We start from the raw sequence: 14,247 nt of genomic DNA on the forward strand, positions 1-14,247 counted from the left end.
GATCGCCGGTGAGGCCTGCCGAAGGCGAGGAGAAACACCATGACCGAGCCCACCCACCTCGAAAGCTCGGCCACCGCTGTGCCGTTCGGGGAGTTCCGGATCGCCCGGACGGAGCAGGACGAAGCGGTCGTCGTCGAGGTCGCCGGGGACGTCGACACGACCACCGCGCCCGCGCTCGTGCAGGCCGCCGACGAGGCACTGGCGGAGCAGCCGCCGGTGCTGGTGGTCGACCTGAGCCGGGTCGAGTTCCTCGCCTCGCCCGGCCTGACCGCGTTGCTGACCATCCACCGCAACGCCGGCACCGGCACCGCGGTGCGGATCGTCGCCTCCGGCCGGGCCACCCTGCGCCCGATCCAGCTGACCGGGCTCGAGCAGAGCCTTTCGCTGTTCCCGACCCGGGAAGCGGCGCTGGCCGGATCCTGAGCGGGTCCGACCGGTTCCGACCGGATCGTCCCGGCCGCGTCAGCCGCCGGCCGGGACGGCACGGCGCCGGATGGCCAGCACGGCGACGTCGTCCTGGGCCGCCCGGTTCCCGATCATCGCGGCCATGACCTGCGCGCAGATCCGCTCGGGTTCCCCGGCGCGCACCGTTTGCGCGAGCTGCCGCATGCCGGTGTCCACCGGCCGGTCGCGGCGCTCGACCAGCCCGTCGGTGTAGAACACCAGCACGCTCTCCGGCGACAGTTCGACGACGGTGGTGCGCCGCTCGGGCTCGCCGACGGTCAGCCCGATCGGGGGGTCCGGGGGCGAGTCCACCAGGCGGGCCGGCGCACCGGGCCGGGCGAACACCGGGGGCAGGTGCCCGGCGAGCGACAGCGTCAGCGACTCGCGGTCCGGGCCGATGATCCCGTAGGCCACCGTGGCCATCGCCCCGTGTTCGAAGTGGTTGGCCTTGCGGTCGAGCTTGGCGAGCACCTCGGCGGGGCTTTCGGAGTCGAGGGCGTAGGCACGCAGGGCGCTGCGCAGGCGGCCCATGATCACGGCCGCGTCGAGACCGTGGCCGGAGACGTCGCCCATCACGACGCCGAGCCGGTCACCCGGCAGCGAGAACAGGTCGTACCAGTCGCCGCCCAGCCCGGTCTCCGCACCGGGTACGTACCGCGCGCCGAAATCCAGGCCGGGCACGTCGGGCAGGCTGCTGGGCAGCAGGCTGCGCTGCAGCGCCATGGTGGCGGTGCGGTTCTCCTCCAGCGCCTCCACCTGGACCGCCATCGCGAGGCGGTCGGCGAGCAGCTGCATGGTGGCCACATCGGACTCGTCGAACTCCCGGGGCACCACGGAACCGACGTGCAGCACGCCCACGAGCTCGCCGCCGGCGAGCATGGGCACGCCGAGCATGGAGCGCAGGCCGCGTTCCCACAGCAGGGAGTTCACGACGTTCGTTTCGTCGACGTGGTCGAGGAGGACGGGCGCCCGCTCGAGCGCGACCCGGCCGGCGAACCCGCTGCCCACCGGCACCCGCACGCCCTGGTGGACCTCTTCTTCGATGCCCGCCGCCGCGAAGGCCACCAGCTGGCGGCCGCTGGGCTGGTAGCGCAGCACGGTGGCGGTTTCGACCGCCATGACCTCGCGCAGGCGGTTGAGCGTCTCGGTGAGCATCTCGGAGAGCCCGAGGTGTGCGGCCGGGGCACCGAGGATCGCCTCCAGCTGCTGCAGCCGGTTGTGGGCGTCGAGACTTCGCGACATGGAACGACCCTAGCCGCAACCCTTTCGCGGGCCTAACCATCCCGGGTTTCGACGGCGGGTCTCCGGGGGTAACCAGCCCGGCGTGAACGTCGACTTGGACTGGGTGGGTGTGCTGCGGCACGGTCAGAGCACCGGGAACGTCGCCAGGGAAGAAGCGGAGTCGGCCGGCGCGGACGTGATCGACATCGCCGAGCGCGACGCCGACGTGCCGCTGACGGACCTGGGCCGGGAGCAAGCCTCCGCGGCCGGGAAGTTCCTCGCGGAGCAGCCGCCGGACGTCGTGATCACCTCGACCTACCGCCGCGCCTGGGACACCGCGCGGCTGGCCACGCCCGACGGCGTCCCGATCATCCCGGACGAACGGCTGCGCGACCGCGAACTCGGCGTGCTGGACCTGCTGACCTCCCACGGCGTCAGCGAGCGGTGGCCTGACGAGCTGCGCCGGAAGCGGCGGCTGGGCAAGTTCTACTACCGGCCGCCGGGCGGGGAGTCCTGGGCGGACGTCGTGCTGCGGCTGCGGTCCCTGCTCACCGAGCTGAGCGTGGAGCACGCCGGAAAGCGCGTTCTGCTGGCCGCCCACGAGATGACCGTGTTCGCCCTGCGCTACCTGCTCGAAGGGCTGCCCGAACCCGACCTGCTGCGGGCCGCCGGCGCCACCGAGATCCCGAACGGCTCGGTGACGGCCTGGGAGCGCGACGCCGACGGCCTGTTCACCATGGTGCTGGCCCAGGAGGTCGGCCACCTGCACGCCACCGACACGCCACCGACGGCGGACGACGATGCCGCGCAGCAGCTCTCCTGACCCGGCGCCGATCAGCCCCGCCCTGTTGCGGGAGTGGCGGATCGGCGCCGAGGACCGGGGCACCGTGCTCGTCGTCGGCGGTGCCCGGACCGTGCCGGGGGCGCCGGCGCTGTCCGGGACGGCCGCGCTGCGGGCGGGCGCCGGCACGCTGCAGGTGGCGGTGGCCGAACGGCACGCGACGGCGCTCGGCGTCTCGGTGCCCGAGTCGTCGGTGTTCGGGCTGCCCGAGACGCCGTCCGGAGCGATCGCCGCCGACGCCGCCGACCGGCTGGCCGAGGTGCTGCCCGGCGCGGGCACCGTCGTCGTCGGACCCGGCCTGACCGGCGCCGAGGAGACCGAAGACCTGCTGCGGCGGCTGGTGCCCGCGATCGCCCCGGACGCCCGGGTGGTGCTCGACGCGTTCGCCCTCGGCGCGCTGAGCCGGGCCCCTTCGCTCGCGGAGCCCTTGGCGGGCCGGCTCCTGCTCACCCCGAACCGGGTCGAAGCCGCGTTCCTCGACGGCTGCGAGGAGAAGGACGTCGACGACCTGGAGACGGCGGTCCGCATCGCCGGCCGCTACGGCGGCGTGGTGCTGCTGATGGGCGTGGTCGCTGCGCCGGACGGCCGGGTCTGGCGCGACGGCAGCGGCCACGTCGGGCTGGCGACGTCCGGCAGCGGCGACGTCCTGGCCGGCCTGACCGGAGGCTTCCTCGCCCGCGGCGCCGACGTCGACCAGGCGGCCTGCTGGGCGACGCACGTCCACGCCGTCGCCGGCCAGCGGCTGATCCCGGACACCGGCAGCACCGGCCTGCTGGCCCGGGAGCTGGTGGCGGAGATCCCGCGGGTCATCGCCGAGCTGGAGCGCTGAGCGGCCCGGTCACCGCTGCGTGGTGGGCCGCACGACGATCTCGTTGACGTCGACTCCGTCGGGCTGGCCGATCGCGTAGGAGACGGCGCCGGCGATGGCGTCCGCCGGGAGCGTCACCGCGCGGTAGGCGCGCATCGCCTCCTGGGCGCCCGGTTCGGTGATCGTGTCCGCCAGCTCGGACTCGGTGACGCCGGGGGAGACCGTCGTCACGCGGACGCCCGGGCCTGCCTCCAGGCGCAGGCCCTCGGTGATCGCGCGAGCGGCGTACTTGGTGCCGCAGTAGACCGCGGCCGTCGGGACCACCTCGTGCGCGCCGGTGGAGGCGATCGTCACGAAGTGGCCACTGCCTTGCCGCCGGAAGTGCGGGAGGGCGGCCGCGATGCCGTGGAGCAGGCCGCGGACGTTGACGTCGATCATCCGGTCCCACTCCTCGACGTGCAGGGAGTCCAACCGCGACAGCGGCATCACGCCCGCGTTGGCGATGAAGACGTCGAGCCGTCCGTGTGCCTCGACGGCGGCGCCGGCGAACGCGGCGACGTCCGCGCGGTCGGTGACGTCGAGGCGGTGCACGTCGGCGGTGCCGCCGGCGTCGTGGATTTCCTTCGCCAGCGCAGTCAGCCGGTCTTCGCGGCGGGCGCCGAGCACGACGTGGTGGCCTTCGCGGGCCAGGCGCACCGCGGTGGCGCGGCCGATGCCGCTGCTGGCGCCGGTGATGAGGACGGTCTTCACAGGGTTCCTTCCAGGAAATCGGCGGCGAGGGTGGTTTCGCGCCAGGTGTCGAACGTGGCGCGCAGGGTGTCGAGCCGGGCGGTGGCGATGTCGTAGGCGGCCCGGCCGAGGAGCAGGCGCAGCGGCGGTTCGTCGCTGCCGACGGCGGTGAGGATCGCTTCGGCCGCGCGGGCGGGGTCGCCCGGCTGCCGGCCGTACGTCGCGAGCGTCGCCTCCCGGCGGGCGCCCGCGGTGGCGGCGTAGTCGTCGATGCGGATCGCCGACTGCCGCATCGAGGGGCCGGACCAGTTGGTGCGGAACGCGGCAGGCTCCACGATGGTCACCTTGATGCCCAGCGGTGCCACTTCCGCAGCCAGTGACTCCGACAACCCCTCCACGGCGAACTTCGTCGCGTGGTAGTAGCCCGTGGCCCCGAAAGCCGCCAGGCCGCCGAGGGACGACACGGTGACGATGTGGCCGCTCCGGCGCGCCCGCATGCCCGGCAGGACCGCCCGGGTGACGTCGGCGAGGCCGAACACGTTGGTCTCGAACAGCTTCCGGACCTGTTCGTCCTCGCCTTCCTCGACGGCGGCGAGGTAGCCGTAGCCGGCGTTGCCGACCAGGACGTCGATCCGGCCGAAGGCCCCTTCGGCCCGCTTGACCGCGTCGACGACCTGGGCGTGGTCGGTGACGTCGAGCGGCAGGGCCAGCGCGCGATCGCCGTGCGCCTCGGCGAGATCGGCGACGCGCGCGGGGTCGCGGGCGGTGACGACCGCGCGCATTCCGCGGCCGAGCACGGCTTCGGCGAGGGCGCGGCCGAGGCCGGTGGAGCAGCCGGTGATGAACCAGACTGCGTTCTCGGGAACGGCGGGGTTTTCGGGCACGACGAAGTACTCCGTCCATTGTGGAGGGATGGGAAAGGGGTTTTTCAGGAAGCGGCGAGACTGCCGAGCAGGGCCAGCGCCGCGGCCGAGGAGCTGCCGGGCTCGGCTTGGTAGACGATCAGCTGCTGGCCCGGGGCGCTGTTGACGGTCAGGGCCTCGTAGCTCAGTTCCAGTTCGCCGACCAGCCGGTGGCGGAACCGCTTGGTCTCGTGGGTCTTCTGCCGGATGTCGTGGCGGGCCCACAGCCGGCGGAAGTCCGCGCTCTTGACCGACAGTTCGCCGACGGTGTCGATGAGCTGCGGGTCGTCGGGGTCGATCCCGGCGGCCGTCCGCAGGCCGCCGACCGTGTTGACGGCCACGCGCTCCCAGTCCGGGTAGAACTCGCGGGCGTCCGGGTCGAGGAACACCAGGCGGACCAGGTCACCGCTGTGGGTGTGCCCGGCGAACAACGCCTCGCCCAGCGCGTTGTGCGCGAGCACGTCGAGGCAGTGGCCGAGCACGAGCGCGGGCGTGTCCGGCCAGCCGTCCATCAGGCGCAGCAGGTTCGGGCTGACCGGGGCCCGCCGCCGGGCGCGCCGCCGGCGGACCGGCTCGGGCCGGGCCAGCCGGTGGAGGTGGGCGGTGGCGTCGTCGTCGAGCGCCAGCCCCCGCGCCAGCGCGTCGACGACCTGCGCCGACGGGTGGCGCTCCCGGCCCTGCTCGAGCCGGACGTAGTAGTCGGTGCTGACGCCGGCCAGCACCGCGACCTCCTCGCGGCGCAGGCCCGCCACCCGGCGCGACCCGCCCGCGGGCAGGCCGAGTGCCTCGGGGCCCACCTGTTCGCGGCGGGCCCGGAGGAACTCTCCGAGGAGGTTGTCCGTGACCATGATCCGAGGTTAACCCGCCACCGCGCCACGAGGGTGGCCGTGGCGCACCCACCCTCAGACCAGCCGGATCGGCTCCTCGTCGGCGTCCGGCCGCAGCAGCGTCGCCGTGGCCGTGCGCCCGTCGACGTCCAGGGTCATCACCGCGTTCCCGAAGTGCGGACCGGACACGCAATGCCACGACAGCGGTGCCTGCCGGACCCCGGTGCGGCGGGCCAGCCACTCACTCGCCCTGGTCAGCGGCCGTGACCAGCCGGCCCGGAACAGCCGGTTCATGTACCACGGCACGGTGTTGTGCACCGGTGAGCAGGTCAGCTGGTGGACCGGCGCCGCGGTGCCACCGGGGAACTCGGCCCGCGCCACGTAGGCGTGGTGGACGTCGCCGGAGAGCACGCTGACCGACGCCGGTCCGTCGTCCGCGACCCGGGCGATGAGCGTCGCCAGCCGCTCGAACGAGGCGCGGAACGCCGGCCAGTGCTCCAGGTCCACGAGCTGCCGGAGCCACTCGCTGACCCGCCCGGCGAGCCCGGGCCGGGCGCAGAGCCGTTCGTTGACCGACTGCGCGGCCGACAGCGCGGTGGGCAGCAGCCACGGCAGCGACGTGCCGATCAGCAGGTGGTCGCACTCGCCGGACGCCTGCTGCTCGATCCAGCGGAACTCCTCTTCGCCGATCATCGACCGCTGCCCGCCCTCGAGGATCCGCCCGGCCCGCGAGTCGATCACCAGCAGCCGGACCGGGCCGAAGTCGCGCCGGTAGGACCACCGGGTGCCCTTGGCGCCGTCGGCCTCCCGGTCGGCCCGGTCGGCGAACTCGCGCAGCAGCCCGGCGTTGTCCGTACCCGACTTGATCACCCGCTGGTAGAGGTCGTCTTCGGCGAGCTCGGCCGTCCCCAGGTTGCCGAGGTGCTGGTAGACCCAGTACGAGACCAGCGCACCGCGGATCCGCTCCGGCCACCAGGACGTCCTGGCCATCTTCTCGCGCCAGGCCTGCGAGGTGTTCCAGTCGTCGCGGACGTCGTGGTCGTCGAAGATCATCGACGTCGGCACGGTCGAGAGCAGCCAGCGGACCGCCGGATCGCACCAGGCCTCGAAGTAGAGGTGGCAGTACTCCTCGAAGTCGGCGACCTCGTTGCCGGGCGGCCGGCTCGTGTCGCGCCGCGTGGCCAGCCACTCCCGCGTCGCGTCGGTGGTTTCGTCGGCGTAGACCTGATCGCCGAGGAGCAGCAGCGATTCGGGCCACTCGGCCTCGTCGAGGGCGGCCATCCGGTGGGCGTAGGCGGCGAGCGCGTCCGGGCCCAGCGCGTCCTGCTCGCGCGGCTTGCGGCACGACCCGAACACGAGCCGGAACCGCGGGTCGCCGGGCCGCAGCGTCCGGATGCGGCTCGGCGGCAGGTCGGCGTCCGGTTCGGGCCAGACGACGTCGCCGTCGAGCCGGACTTCGTACGGCGTGCTCCGCCCCGGTGCCAGCCCGGTGAGCACGACCAGCGCGTAGTGGTGGCCGGCGACCTCGAACGTCCGCGCGGCGGCGTCGCCGACACGAACTTCGCACGGGCCGTCCGTCTCGACCCAGATCGTCGCCGAGGTGGCGTCGACGTGCCGCAGCAGCGGGCCCAGCAGCAGCTCGGTCATCCCGGAATCCTGCCAGACCCCCGCCGGGACGGCCGATCGGTGAACCGCTCGAAACTTCCCGAAACGTTTCGATAATCGTTGACCGGCCGGGCGTCGCGACGAACCATCGTCGACAGCTGCGCTCCTGTTCCCGGAAAGGAATTCCCCGAGTGCGAAGACTCCTCACCGCCCTTTCCGCCGCCGTGCTGGCGATCGCCGCGGCGATCGTGCTGGTCGTGGCGGCCCAGCCGGCGTCCGCGGCCACGTTGACCCGGGTCACCGACTTCGGCAGCAATCCCAGCAACCTCAACATGTACACGTACGTCCCGGACCGCGTCGCGGCCCGCCCCGCGCTGCTGGTGGCCATCCACTACTGCACGGGTTCGGCCTCGGCGATCTACAACGGCTACGCCCGCGACTACGTCACCGCGGCCGACCAGTACGGGTACGTCATCGTGTTCCCGGAAGCCACGCGCAGCGGGCAGTGCTTCGACGTCTCCTCGCCGCAGGCGCTCACCCGCGGCGGCGGCAGCGACCCGGTCGGCATCCTTTCCATGGTCAACTGGGCGAAGCAGCGCTACAACGTCGACTCCTCCCGCGTGTACGTCACCGGGTTCTCCTCGGGTGCGATGATGACGAACGTGCTCGCCGCGGAGTACCCGGACGTGTTCGCCGCGGGCTCGGCGTTCATGGGCGTGCCCGCCGGGTGCTTCGCGACCACGGACGGCTCCAGCTGGAACAGCCAGTGCTCGGGCGGCCAGCTCATCAAGACCGCGCAGCAGTGGGGCGACCAGGCCCGCCAGATGAGCGGCGGGCGCACCGGCCCGTTCCCGCGGATGCAGCTGTGGCACGGCACGGCCGACGACACCCTCCGCTACCCGAACTTCGGGGAGGAGATCAAGCAGTGGACGAACCTGCACGGGCTGAGCCAGACGCCGTCGTCGAGTGATTCGCCGCAGTCGGGCTGGACGCGCACCCGCTACGGCGCCACCGGCACGCAGGCGCCGGTCGAGGGCATCAGCGTCCAAGGGGCGGGGCATTCGCTGCCGCAGAACGGGATGATCCAGTACGCGATCAACTTCCTCGGCCTGAACAGCAGTGGTTCCACCACGACCACGCCGACCACCACCACGCCGACCACGACCACGTCCTCCGCGCCGCCTGCCGGGAGCACGCTGGGCAGCGCGGCGGCGCGGACCGGGCGGTACTTCGGCACGGCGGTGTCGGCGAGCAAGCTGTCGGACAGCGTCTACACCGGCATCCTGAGCCGCGAGTTCTCCATGATCACGCCGGAGAACGAGATGAAGATCGACGCGACCGAGCCTGCACAGGGCCAGTTCTCGTACGCCAACCCGGACCGGATCGTGAACCAGGCGACGAGCCAGGGCGCCCGGATGCGCGGGCACACGCTGGCCTGGCACCAGCAGCAGCCGGGCTGGATGCAGGGCATGGAGGGTTCGGCGCTGCGGCAGGCGATCCTGAACCACGTCACCCAGGTCGCGACCCACTACCGCGGCAAGATCTACGCGTGGGACGTGGTGAACGAGGCGTTCGAGGACGGCGGGTCCGGCGCCCGGCGCAATTCGAACCTGCAGCGCACGGGCAACGACTGGATCGAGGCGGCGTTCACCGCCGCGCGGGCCGCGGACCCGGGCGCGAAGCTCTGCTACAACGACTACAACACCGACGACTGGACCCAGGCGAAGACCCAGGCCGTGTACCGGATGGTCCAGGACTTCAAGTCCCGCGGCGTGCCGATCGACTGCGTCGGCTTCCAGTCGCACTTCAACCCCAACAGCCCGGTGCCGTCGAACTACCAGACGACGCTGCAGAGCTTCGCGGACCTGGGCGTGGACGTCCAGATCACCGAGCTGGACATCGAGGGGTCCGGAACGGCGCAGGCGGCCAACTTCCGCACGGTGACCTCGGCATGCCTGGCGGTATCGCGCTGCACCGGGATCACGGTGTGGGGCATCCGCGACACGGATTCGTGGCGGGCGTCGGGAACCCCGTTGCTGTTCGACGGCAACGGCCAGAAGAAGGCGGCGTACACCGCGGTCCTGGAGGCGCTGAACAACGGCGCACCCCCGGACGGCGGCACGACCACCACCACGCCGACCACGACGACGACGCCGACCACGACCACCACCACCACGCCCACGCCGGGCGGCTGCACGGCGGCCTACCTCAAGACGGCGGAGTGGAACGTCGGCTTCAACGGCCAGGTGACGGTGTCGGGAACGAACAACTGGGTGCTGACGGTGACGTTCCACGAGCCGCAGAAGGTGATCGGCAGCTGGAACTACACGGGAACGTGGGACAGCACGGGTTACGTCCTGACGGCGAGGCCCAACGGCAGCGGCAACGTCATCGGCTTCACGGTCCAGCACGGCGGCAACCTGACGGCGCCGACGGTGACCTGCGCGACGGGCTAGTCCACTGTGGTGGTCGTCATCACAGTGGCCAGGGCGGGCGAAAACTGTCGGTGGTGACGGATAGCCTCAGCACATGAAAACGGACGACGCGACAGTCCCGGCGCACCAGCTCACCAAGGGCCAGTGGTTCTGGCACGAGCCCGCGCCGGGGCTGCCCGCGTGGCAGCTGCAGGTGAATTCGGCGGAGCTGCTGGAGGATTCTGTGGAGATCTTCACGACGGACGAGGAACGGGAGCTGGTGTCGTACCCGCGGAACCGGTTGGTACGGCTGGCCGAGGCGGCTTGAGGGGAGTTCTCTGGGGGTGAGGTGGGGATTACCGGGGGTGAAGGGAGGAGGGGTCGGTCGGTCGCGCTCGGACGTGGCCGGGCGAGAGCCGGCCGGTGTGGACGGTTGTGGGCCGGCGAGATCCAGTCGGCTTGATCCGGCCGGGTGAGAAGCGGTGGGCGTGAATCTGCCGGCTGGCTGGTGGGCGAGTCGGCGAGGTTCAGTCGGCTCGATTCGGCCGGGTGAGGAGCGGCCGGCGTGAATCTGCCGGCTGGCTGGTGGGCGAGTCGGCGAGATTCAGCCGGCTTGATCCGGCCGAGCGAAAAGCCGTGGGCGTGAATCCGCCGGCTCGCTGATAGGCGAGCCGGCGGTGGTAGGTGGACTGGTGGATGCCGGAGCGAGCCGGCGGGCTGCCACTGCCCGTGGAGCAGCGTCCGCTGCCCGGGGTGGGTCAGCCCGCGTCTCGGAGGGCCGGCGGGCGCCACGTCATGCGGACCGTGGTTCCCGTTTCGCTCGTCGCTATGTCGGACTGGTCCGTCACCTGGTCGATCAGCACCAGGCCGCGGCCACCCGAGGTGCGCAAGCCGGCCTCTCGGGGGCGGGTGGCCGGGATGCCACAACCGATGTCCGTGACCGTCACCGTCAGTGCGTCGCCCTCTCGGCGGCCCTGCAGGCGGGCCCAGCCGTGGCCGTCCGGGTAGGCGTGCGCCGCCACGTTCGCCAGGGCTTCGTACGTCGCCAAGGTGATGTCGTGCTTGCTGTCCGGATCGAGCGGGAAGCTCTCCAGCCAGTGGAGCAACTTGCGACGCAGGCCCGCCATCTCGTTGGGCAGGGCCGGTGCCAGCTCTTCGAACGTCGAGGCGACCACGGCGCCGGCGGCGATGCGCTCCGGGGCCGTGGTCCCGGCTTGGTCGGCGTCGGGGCTCTCGCCCGTATCGACGCCAGTTTCCGGGGTATGTCGATACACGATCCGCTCCCATCATTCAGCCGCGGTTCCCCCGTATCAGCGGGCTTCTGTGGTGGACTACCCACCGCCACGGGGTCTTACCCGTTGTGCTTCGTGAGATCTCTCGCTACAGTGAAGCTGCTCCTCGCGGATGCCGGCCCCTCGGCCGCCCGGAGGCAGCTTCCCGGATCCAGGCCAGTCGGCCTCTTTCCTTCGTCACCGGCCTCGCCGTCCGTGCGCAGGTCCGGCACCCCTTTCAGGAGACACCCATGTCTTTTCACGGAATTCTCGACCTCTCCGGCAAAACCGCCTTCGCCCGGCCCGGCTACCGGGCAGCGCCCGAAGACGTCGCCGTCCCGCTTTCCCTGGTCCGCAAGCACAATCTGCGGCCCGGCGACGAGATCACCGGCGCCGCCGACAAGATCACCAGCGTCAACGGCCGCGACCCCGACGAGCCGCGCCCGCGCTTCGCCGACCTCGTGCCGGTGCACCCGGATCGGCGGCTGCTGCTGGAAACCACCCCGACGCGGCTGCTGCCCCGCGTCATCGACCTCGTCACCCCGCTCGGCCGGGGGCAGCGCGCGCTGGTCGTTTCGCCGCCAAAAGCCGGGAAAACCACGGTGCTGCGGGAAATCGGCCACGGACTGTCGGTCAACCACCCCGACTGCCGCCTCCTGGTCCTGCTCGCCGACGAGCGGCCGGAAGAGGTCACCGAGCTGAGCCGGACCGTGCGGGGCGAAGTGATCGCGTCCACTTTCGACCGTCCGCCCGCCGAACACGTGGCGGTGGCGGAACTCGCCGTCGAGCGCGCGAAACGCTTGGTGGAGCACGGCGAAGACGTCGTCCTGCTGCTCGACTCACTCACCCGGCTCGGCCGCGCGTACAACCTTTCGGCGCGCCCGTCCGGCCGCACGCTGTCCGGCGGTGTCGACGCGGCCGCGTTGCAGCCGATGAAGCGGATCCTCGGCGCCGCGCGCAACGTCGAGGGCGGCGGTTCGCTCACGATCATCGCGACGGCGCTGGTGGAAACCGGTTCGCTGGCCGACACGGTGTTCTTCGAGGAGCTGAAGAGCACCGGCAACGCCGAGCTGAAGCTCGACCGCAAGACGGCCGAGCGGCGCGTCTTCCCGGCGGTCGACGTGGCGGCGTCCGGCACCCGGCGCGAAGAACTGCTGGTCACCCCGGGCGAACTCGCGGCCATGCGCGAGGTCCGGCGGGCGTTGCCGGGGCCGCACGCGATCGAGCAGCTGCTGGAGCAGCTCCGCAAGACCGGCTCCAACGCCGAATTCCTGCTGCGCGTGACGGGTGCGGCGCTGCCGCAAGCCGCCTGAACGCTCAGTTTTCGCGCCGCTCCCGCAGCTCACCGATCACTTGCGCGCCGACGTTGTCGGCTTCTTCGGGGCTGTCCGGCGGTTCGCCTTCGCTGGGTCGGTAGAGCCGGTCTTCGGCGCGGCCGGGATCGGCCGTGCCGGGCCGCGCGATCTCGGGTTGCTGTTCGTTCGGCTGGGACATGCCGGAGAGGTACCCGATCGGCACGCCTTCACTCATCGCGGCGGCTGGTAGGGGGTCGAGCGCGGGTAGGACGGCCGTTCGGGCCCGCGGTTCAGCGCGGCGACGAGAAACCCGAACCCGGCAACGGTGAGGACGAGCGGCCCGGCCCCAGGAGCGCCCGCCCACCACCCGAACCCCGCGGCGGCGACCACCCAGGCCGCGACGAGGGTCCGCTTCGCGGTGAGGGGATAGGGCTTCGCCAGCTCCCGCACGGCCACGGCGCCGAGCACGAGCAGCCCGGCGAGGCTGACGAGCAGCACGGTCAGGTACACGGGATGTCCTCCTTCGGGAGTAGGGCATCTCCTTTTCGGCTACCCGCACCGGCGCGGGGCAATCGGTGGCCTCGGGCACATCGGCGGAGTGGGCGCCAGGCAGGCGCGGGTGCCTCGGAGGACCACACGCTCGGCTTCCGCTCGAGGCACGCGGGTGACCGAACCGCCCTCGGCGGTCCGGCAAGGGCGCACGCCGCGAACCGGCGCATCGAGTTCGGCCGCCGGGGCGCTCGCGAACGGTCGTCGGCGGATCCGCGAGTGCGCACGAGTGCGAGTCGGCGTCGCAGCGAGCCACTGGCCTGGGCGCCCGAGGACCAATGTCGGCCGCTCCGCGAGTGTGCGAGCCGGCGCCGCAGCGAGTCCGGCGACTTCGGCGCTCGGAAACCCGCGGCTCACCAGGGTGCGGACGTCCGGGAACCAGGGCACAGTAACCCCATGGCCCTTCCGTCCGCTCGGCCCGCGGCCGGGGCCCGGTCACGCCGGGTCTGGCTGCGGATGTTCCTCACCGGTGCCCTTCTCTGGGTGCTTGCCGTGGTCGTCACCTTCGTCACCGGCAACCCGAACCTCGTGCCCACCGTCGTGCTGCTCGGGAGCTTTCTCGTGCCCGTCACCTTCGTGGCCTGGGCGTTCGGGCGGCGCCGGAGTGGTGAGGTCACCTCCGAGCTGCTCTTCAGCACCTTCGTCGCCGGTGGGGTGCTCGGAGTGCTGGCCGCGTCGCTGCTCGAGTCCTACCTCCTGCACCCCTCCGCCTGGCTGTTCGCCGGGGTCGGGCTGATCGAGGAGGCTGTCAAGCTCGCGGTGCTGGCCGTGCTCACGCGGCACCTGCGGGTCAAGTTCGCCACCGATGGGCTCGTGCTGGGTGCCGCCGTCGGGTTCGGGTTCGCCGCCTTCGAGTCCGCCGGCTACGCCTTCACCGCGCTGTTCACCGAACGCGGGCTCTCGCTCCTGGACCTCGTCCAGACCGAACTGCTCCGCGGGGTGCTCGCGCCCGTCGGGCACGGCCTGTGGACCGCCATCCTCGGCGGCGTGCTCTTCTCGGCCAGCGACCACCGTCACTTCGCCCTGACGCTCCGCCTGCTGCTCAGTTACCTCGGCGTCGCCTTCCTCCACGCCCTGTGGGACGGCATGCACGGCATCGCCCTCGTGCTGACGCTGCTGCTCACCGGCACGCCGTGGCAGTACGTCCAGCTGGAACAGCGCTACCAGGCGCAGCCGACCGCCCTGGAGGCCGACGTCTTCACCGTGCTCTCCTGGGGTGGCCTCGCCCTCGTTTCGGCGGTCGGCGTCGCCTGGCTGCTCGCCGTCCGGGCACGGGCCCGCCGGGGCGAACGGCAGGCCGGGGTGCTCTGGCGGATCCCGGCCGGACGGCCGCGTTGAGCC

15 protein-coding genes are annotated in these 14,247 nt (G+C 72.2%); 7 read left to right on the plus strand and 8 right to left on the minus strand.

Features of this window, described 5'->3' with window-relative positions; all coding sequences use genetic code 11:
* The first annotated feature begins 39 nt into the window (after nucleotides 1-39).
* Nucleotides 40-423: an STAS domain-containing protein gene (locus DV20_RS00660; RefSeq protein WP_043775201.1), complete on the plus strand. Its 384-nt coding sequence runs from the start codon at nucleotides 40-42 to the stop codon at nucleotides 421-423.
* 39 nt (nucleotides 424-462) lie between these two features.
* On the opposite strand, the gene DV20_RS00665 is transcribed toward DV20_RS00660, so the two are convergent.
* Nucleotides 463-1,686, minus strand: coding sequence for a PP2C family protein-serine/threonine phosphatase (locus DV20_RS00665; protein WP_043775202.1), 1,224 nt, complete (start codon nucleotides 1,684-1,686; stop codon nucleotides 463-465).
* An 82-nt stretch (nucleotides 1,687-1,768) separates the two neighbouring features.
* Here DV20_RS00665 and DV20_RS00670 point away from each other — a divergent pair, with 82 nt between their 5' ends.
* Together DV20_RS00670 and DV20_RS00675 are read left to right on the plus strand one after the other, a co-directional pair.
* Complete coding sequence (locus DV20_RS00670; RefSeq protein WP_043775204.1) at nucleotides 1,769-2,488, plus strand: histidine phosphatase family protein; 720 nt, start codon at nucleotides 1,769-1,771, stop codon at nucleotides 2,486-2,488.
* Nucleotides 2,466-3,335 carry an NAD(P)H-hydrate dehydratase gene (locus DV20_RS00675; RefSeq protein WP_043775206.1) on the plus strand — a complete coding sequence of 290 codons (870 nt, stop codon included), beginning with the start codon at nucleotides 2,466-2,468 and terminating at the stop codon, nucleotides 3,333-3,335. Before DV20_RS00670 ends, DV20_RS00675 begins: the two co-directional genes overlap by 23 nt.
* A 9-nt stretch (nucleotides 3,336-3,344) precedes the next feature.
* On the opposite strand, the gene DV20_RS00680 is transcribed toward DV20_RS00675, so the two are convergent.
* Genes DV20_RS00680 through DV20_RS00695 form a run of 4 tightly spaced genes read right to left on the minus strand, consistent with a single transcriptional unit; the run spans nucleotide 3,345 to nucleotide 7,419 of the window.
* Nucleotides 3,345-4,064, minus strand: coding sequence for an SDR family oxidoreductase (locus tag DV20_RS00680; RefSeq protein WP_043775209.1), 720 nt, complete (start codon nucleotides 4,062-4,064; stop codon nucleotides 3,345-3,347).
* Nucleotides 4,061-4,927 (minus strand): oxidoreductase, encoded by an 867-nt coding sequence (locus DV20_RS00685; protein ID WP_043775212.1) that lies wholly within the window; start codon nucleotides 4,925-4,927, stop codon nucleotides 4,061-4,063. The genes DV20_RS00680 and DV20_RS00685 overlap by 4 nt, the downstream gene beginning before the upstream one ends.
* A 44-nt stretch (nucleotides 4,928-4,971) precedes the next feature.
* Nucleotides 4,972-5,793, minus strand: coding sequence for a helix-turn-helix transcriptional regulator (locus tag DV20_RS00690; protein ID WP_043775214.1), 822 nt, complete (start codon nucleotides 5,791-5,793; stop codon nucleotides 4,972-4,974).
* A 54-nt stretch (nucleotides 5,794-5,847) separates the two neighbouring features.
* Complete coding sequence (locus tag DV20_RS00695; RefSeq protein ID WP_043775217.1) at nucleotides 5,848-7,419, minus strand: alkaline phosphatase D family protein; 1,572 nt, start codon at nucleotides 7,417-7,419, stop codon at nucleotides 5,848-5,850.
* A 149-nt stretch (nucleotides 7,420-7,568) separates the two neighbouring features.
* On the opposite strand from DV20_RS00695, the gene DV20_RS00700 reads away from it, so the two are divergent.
* On the plus strand, nucleotides 7,569-9,833 hold the full coding sequence (locus DV20_RS00700; RefSeq protein ID WP_043775220.1) for an extracellular catalytic domain type 1 short-chain-length polyhydroxyalkanoate depolymerase: 2,265 nt from the start codon (nucleotides 7,569-7,571) through the stop codon (nucleotides 9,831-9,833).
* Nucleotides 9,834-9,906: 73 nt separating this feature from the next.
* Nucleotides 9,907-10,119, plus strand: a complete 213-nt coding sequence (locus tag DV20_RS00705; RefSeq protein ID WP_043775223.1) for a hypothetical protein — start codon at nucleotides 9,907-9,909, stop codon at nucleotides 10,117-10,119.
* A gap of 430 nt (nucleotides 10,120-10,549) precedes the next feature.
* On the opposite strand, the gene DV20_RS00710 is transcribed toward DV20_RS00705, so the two are convergent.
* A complete protein-coding gene (locus DV20_RS00710; RefSeq protein ID WP_235190668.1) occupies nucleotides 10,550-11,065 on the minus strand; it encodes an ATP-binding protein in 516 nt (171 codons plus the stop codon).
* Between the two features lie 248 nt (nucleotides 11,066-11,313).
* Here DV20_RS00710 and rho point away from each other — a divergent pair, with 248 nt between their 5' ends.
* A complete protein-coding gene (rho, locus tag DV20_RS00715) occupies nucleotides 11,314-12,375 on the plus strand; it encodes a transcription termination factor Rho (protein ID WP_043775230.1) in 1,062 nt (353 codons plus the stop codon).
* 4 nt (nucleotides 12,376-12,379) lie between these two features.
* Here the strand turns inward: rho and DV20_RS00720 are convergent, their stop codons facing one another.
* Both DV20_RS00720 and DV20_RS00725 read right to left on the minus strand, forming a co-directional pair.
* The gene (locus DV20_RS00720; protein WP_152603599.1) at nucleotides 12,380-12,592 is read right to left on the minus strand and encodes a hypothetical protein; all 213 of its coding nucleotides are present in this window, start codon (nucleotides 12,590-12,592) and stop codon (nucleotides 12,380-12,382) included.
* Nucleotides 12,589-12,867, minus strand: coding sequence for a hypothetical protein (locus DV20_RS00725; protein ID WP_043775236.1), 279 nt, complete (start codon nucleotides 12,865-12,867; stop codon nucleotides 12,589-12,591). Before DV20_RS00725 ends, DV20_RS00720 begins: the two co-directional genes overlap by 4 nt.
* A 435-nt stretch (nucleotides 12,868-13,302) precedes the next feature.
* Here DV20_RS00725 and DV20_RS00730 point away from each other — a divergent pair, with 435 nt between their 5' ends.
* On the plus strand, nucleotides 13,303-14,244 hold the full coding sequence (locus DV20_RS00730; protein ID WP_043775239.1) for a PrsW family intramembrane metalloprotease: 942 nt from the start codon (nucleotides 13,303-13,305) through the stop codon (nucleotides 14,242-14,244).
* The last annotated feature ends 3 nt before the right edge of the window (nucleotides 14,245-14,247 follow it).

It is taken from the genome of Amycolatopsis rifamycinica (assembly GCF_000695625.1).
GTDB classification, from domain to species: domain Bacteria; phylum Actinomycetota; class Actinomycetes; order Mycobacteriales; family Pseudonocardiaceae; genus Amycolatopsis; species Amycolatopsis rifamycinica.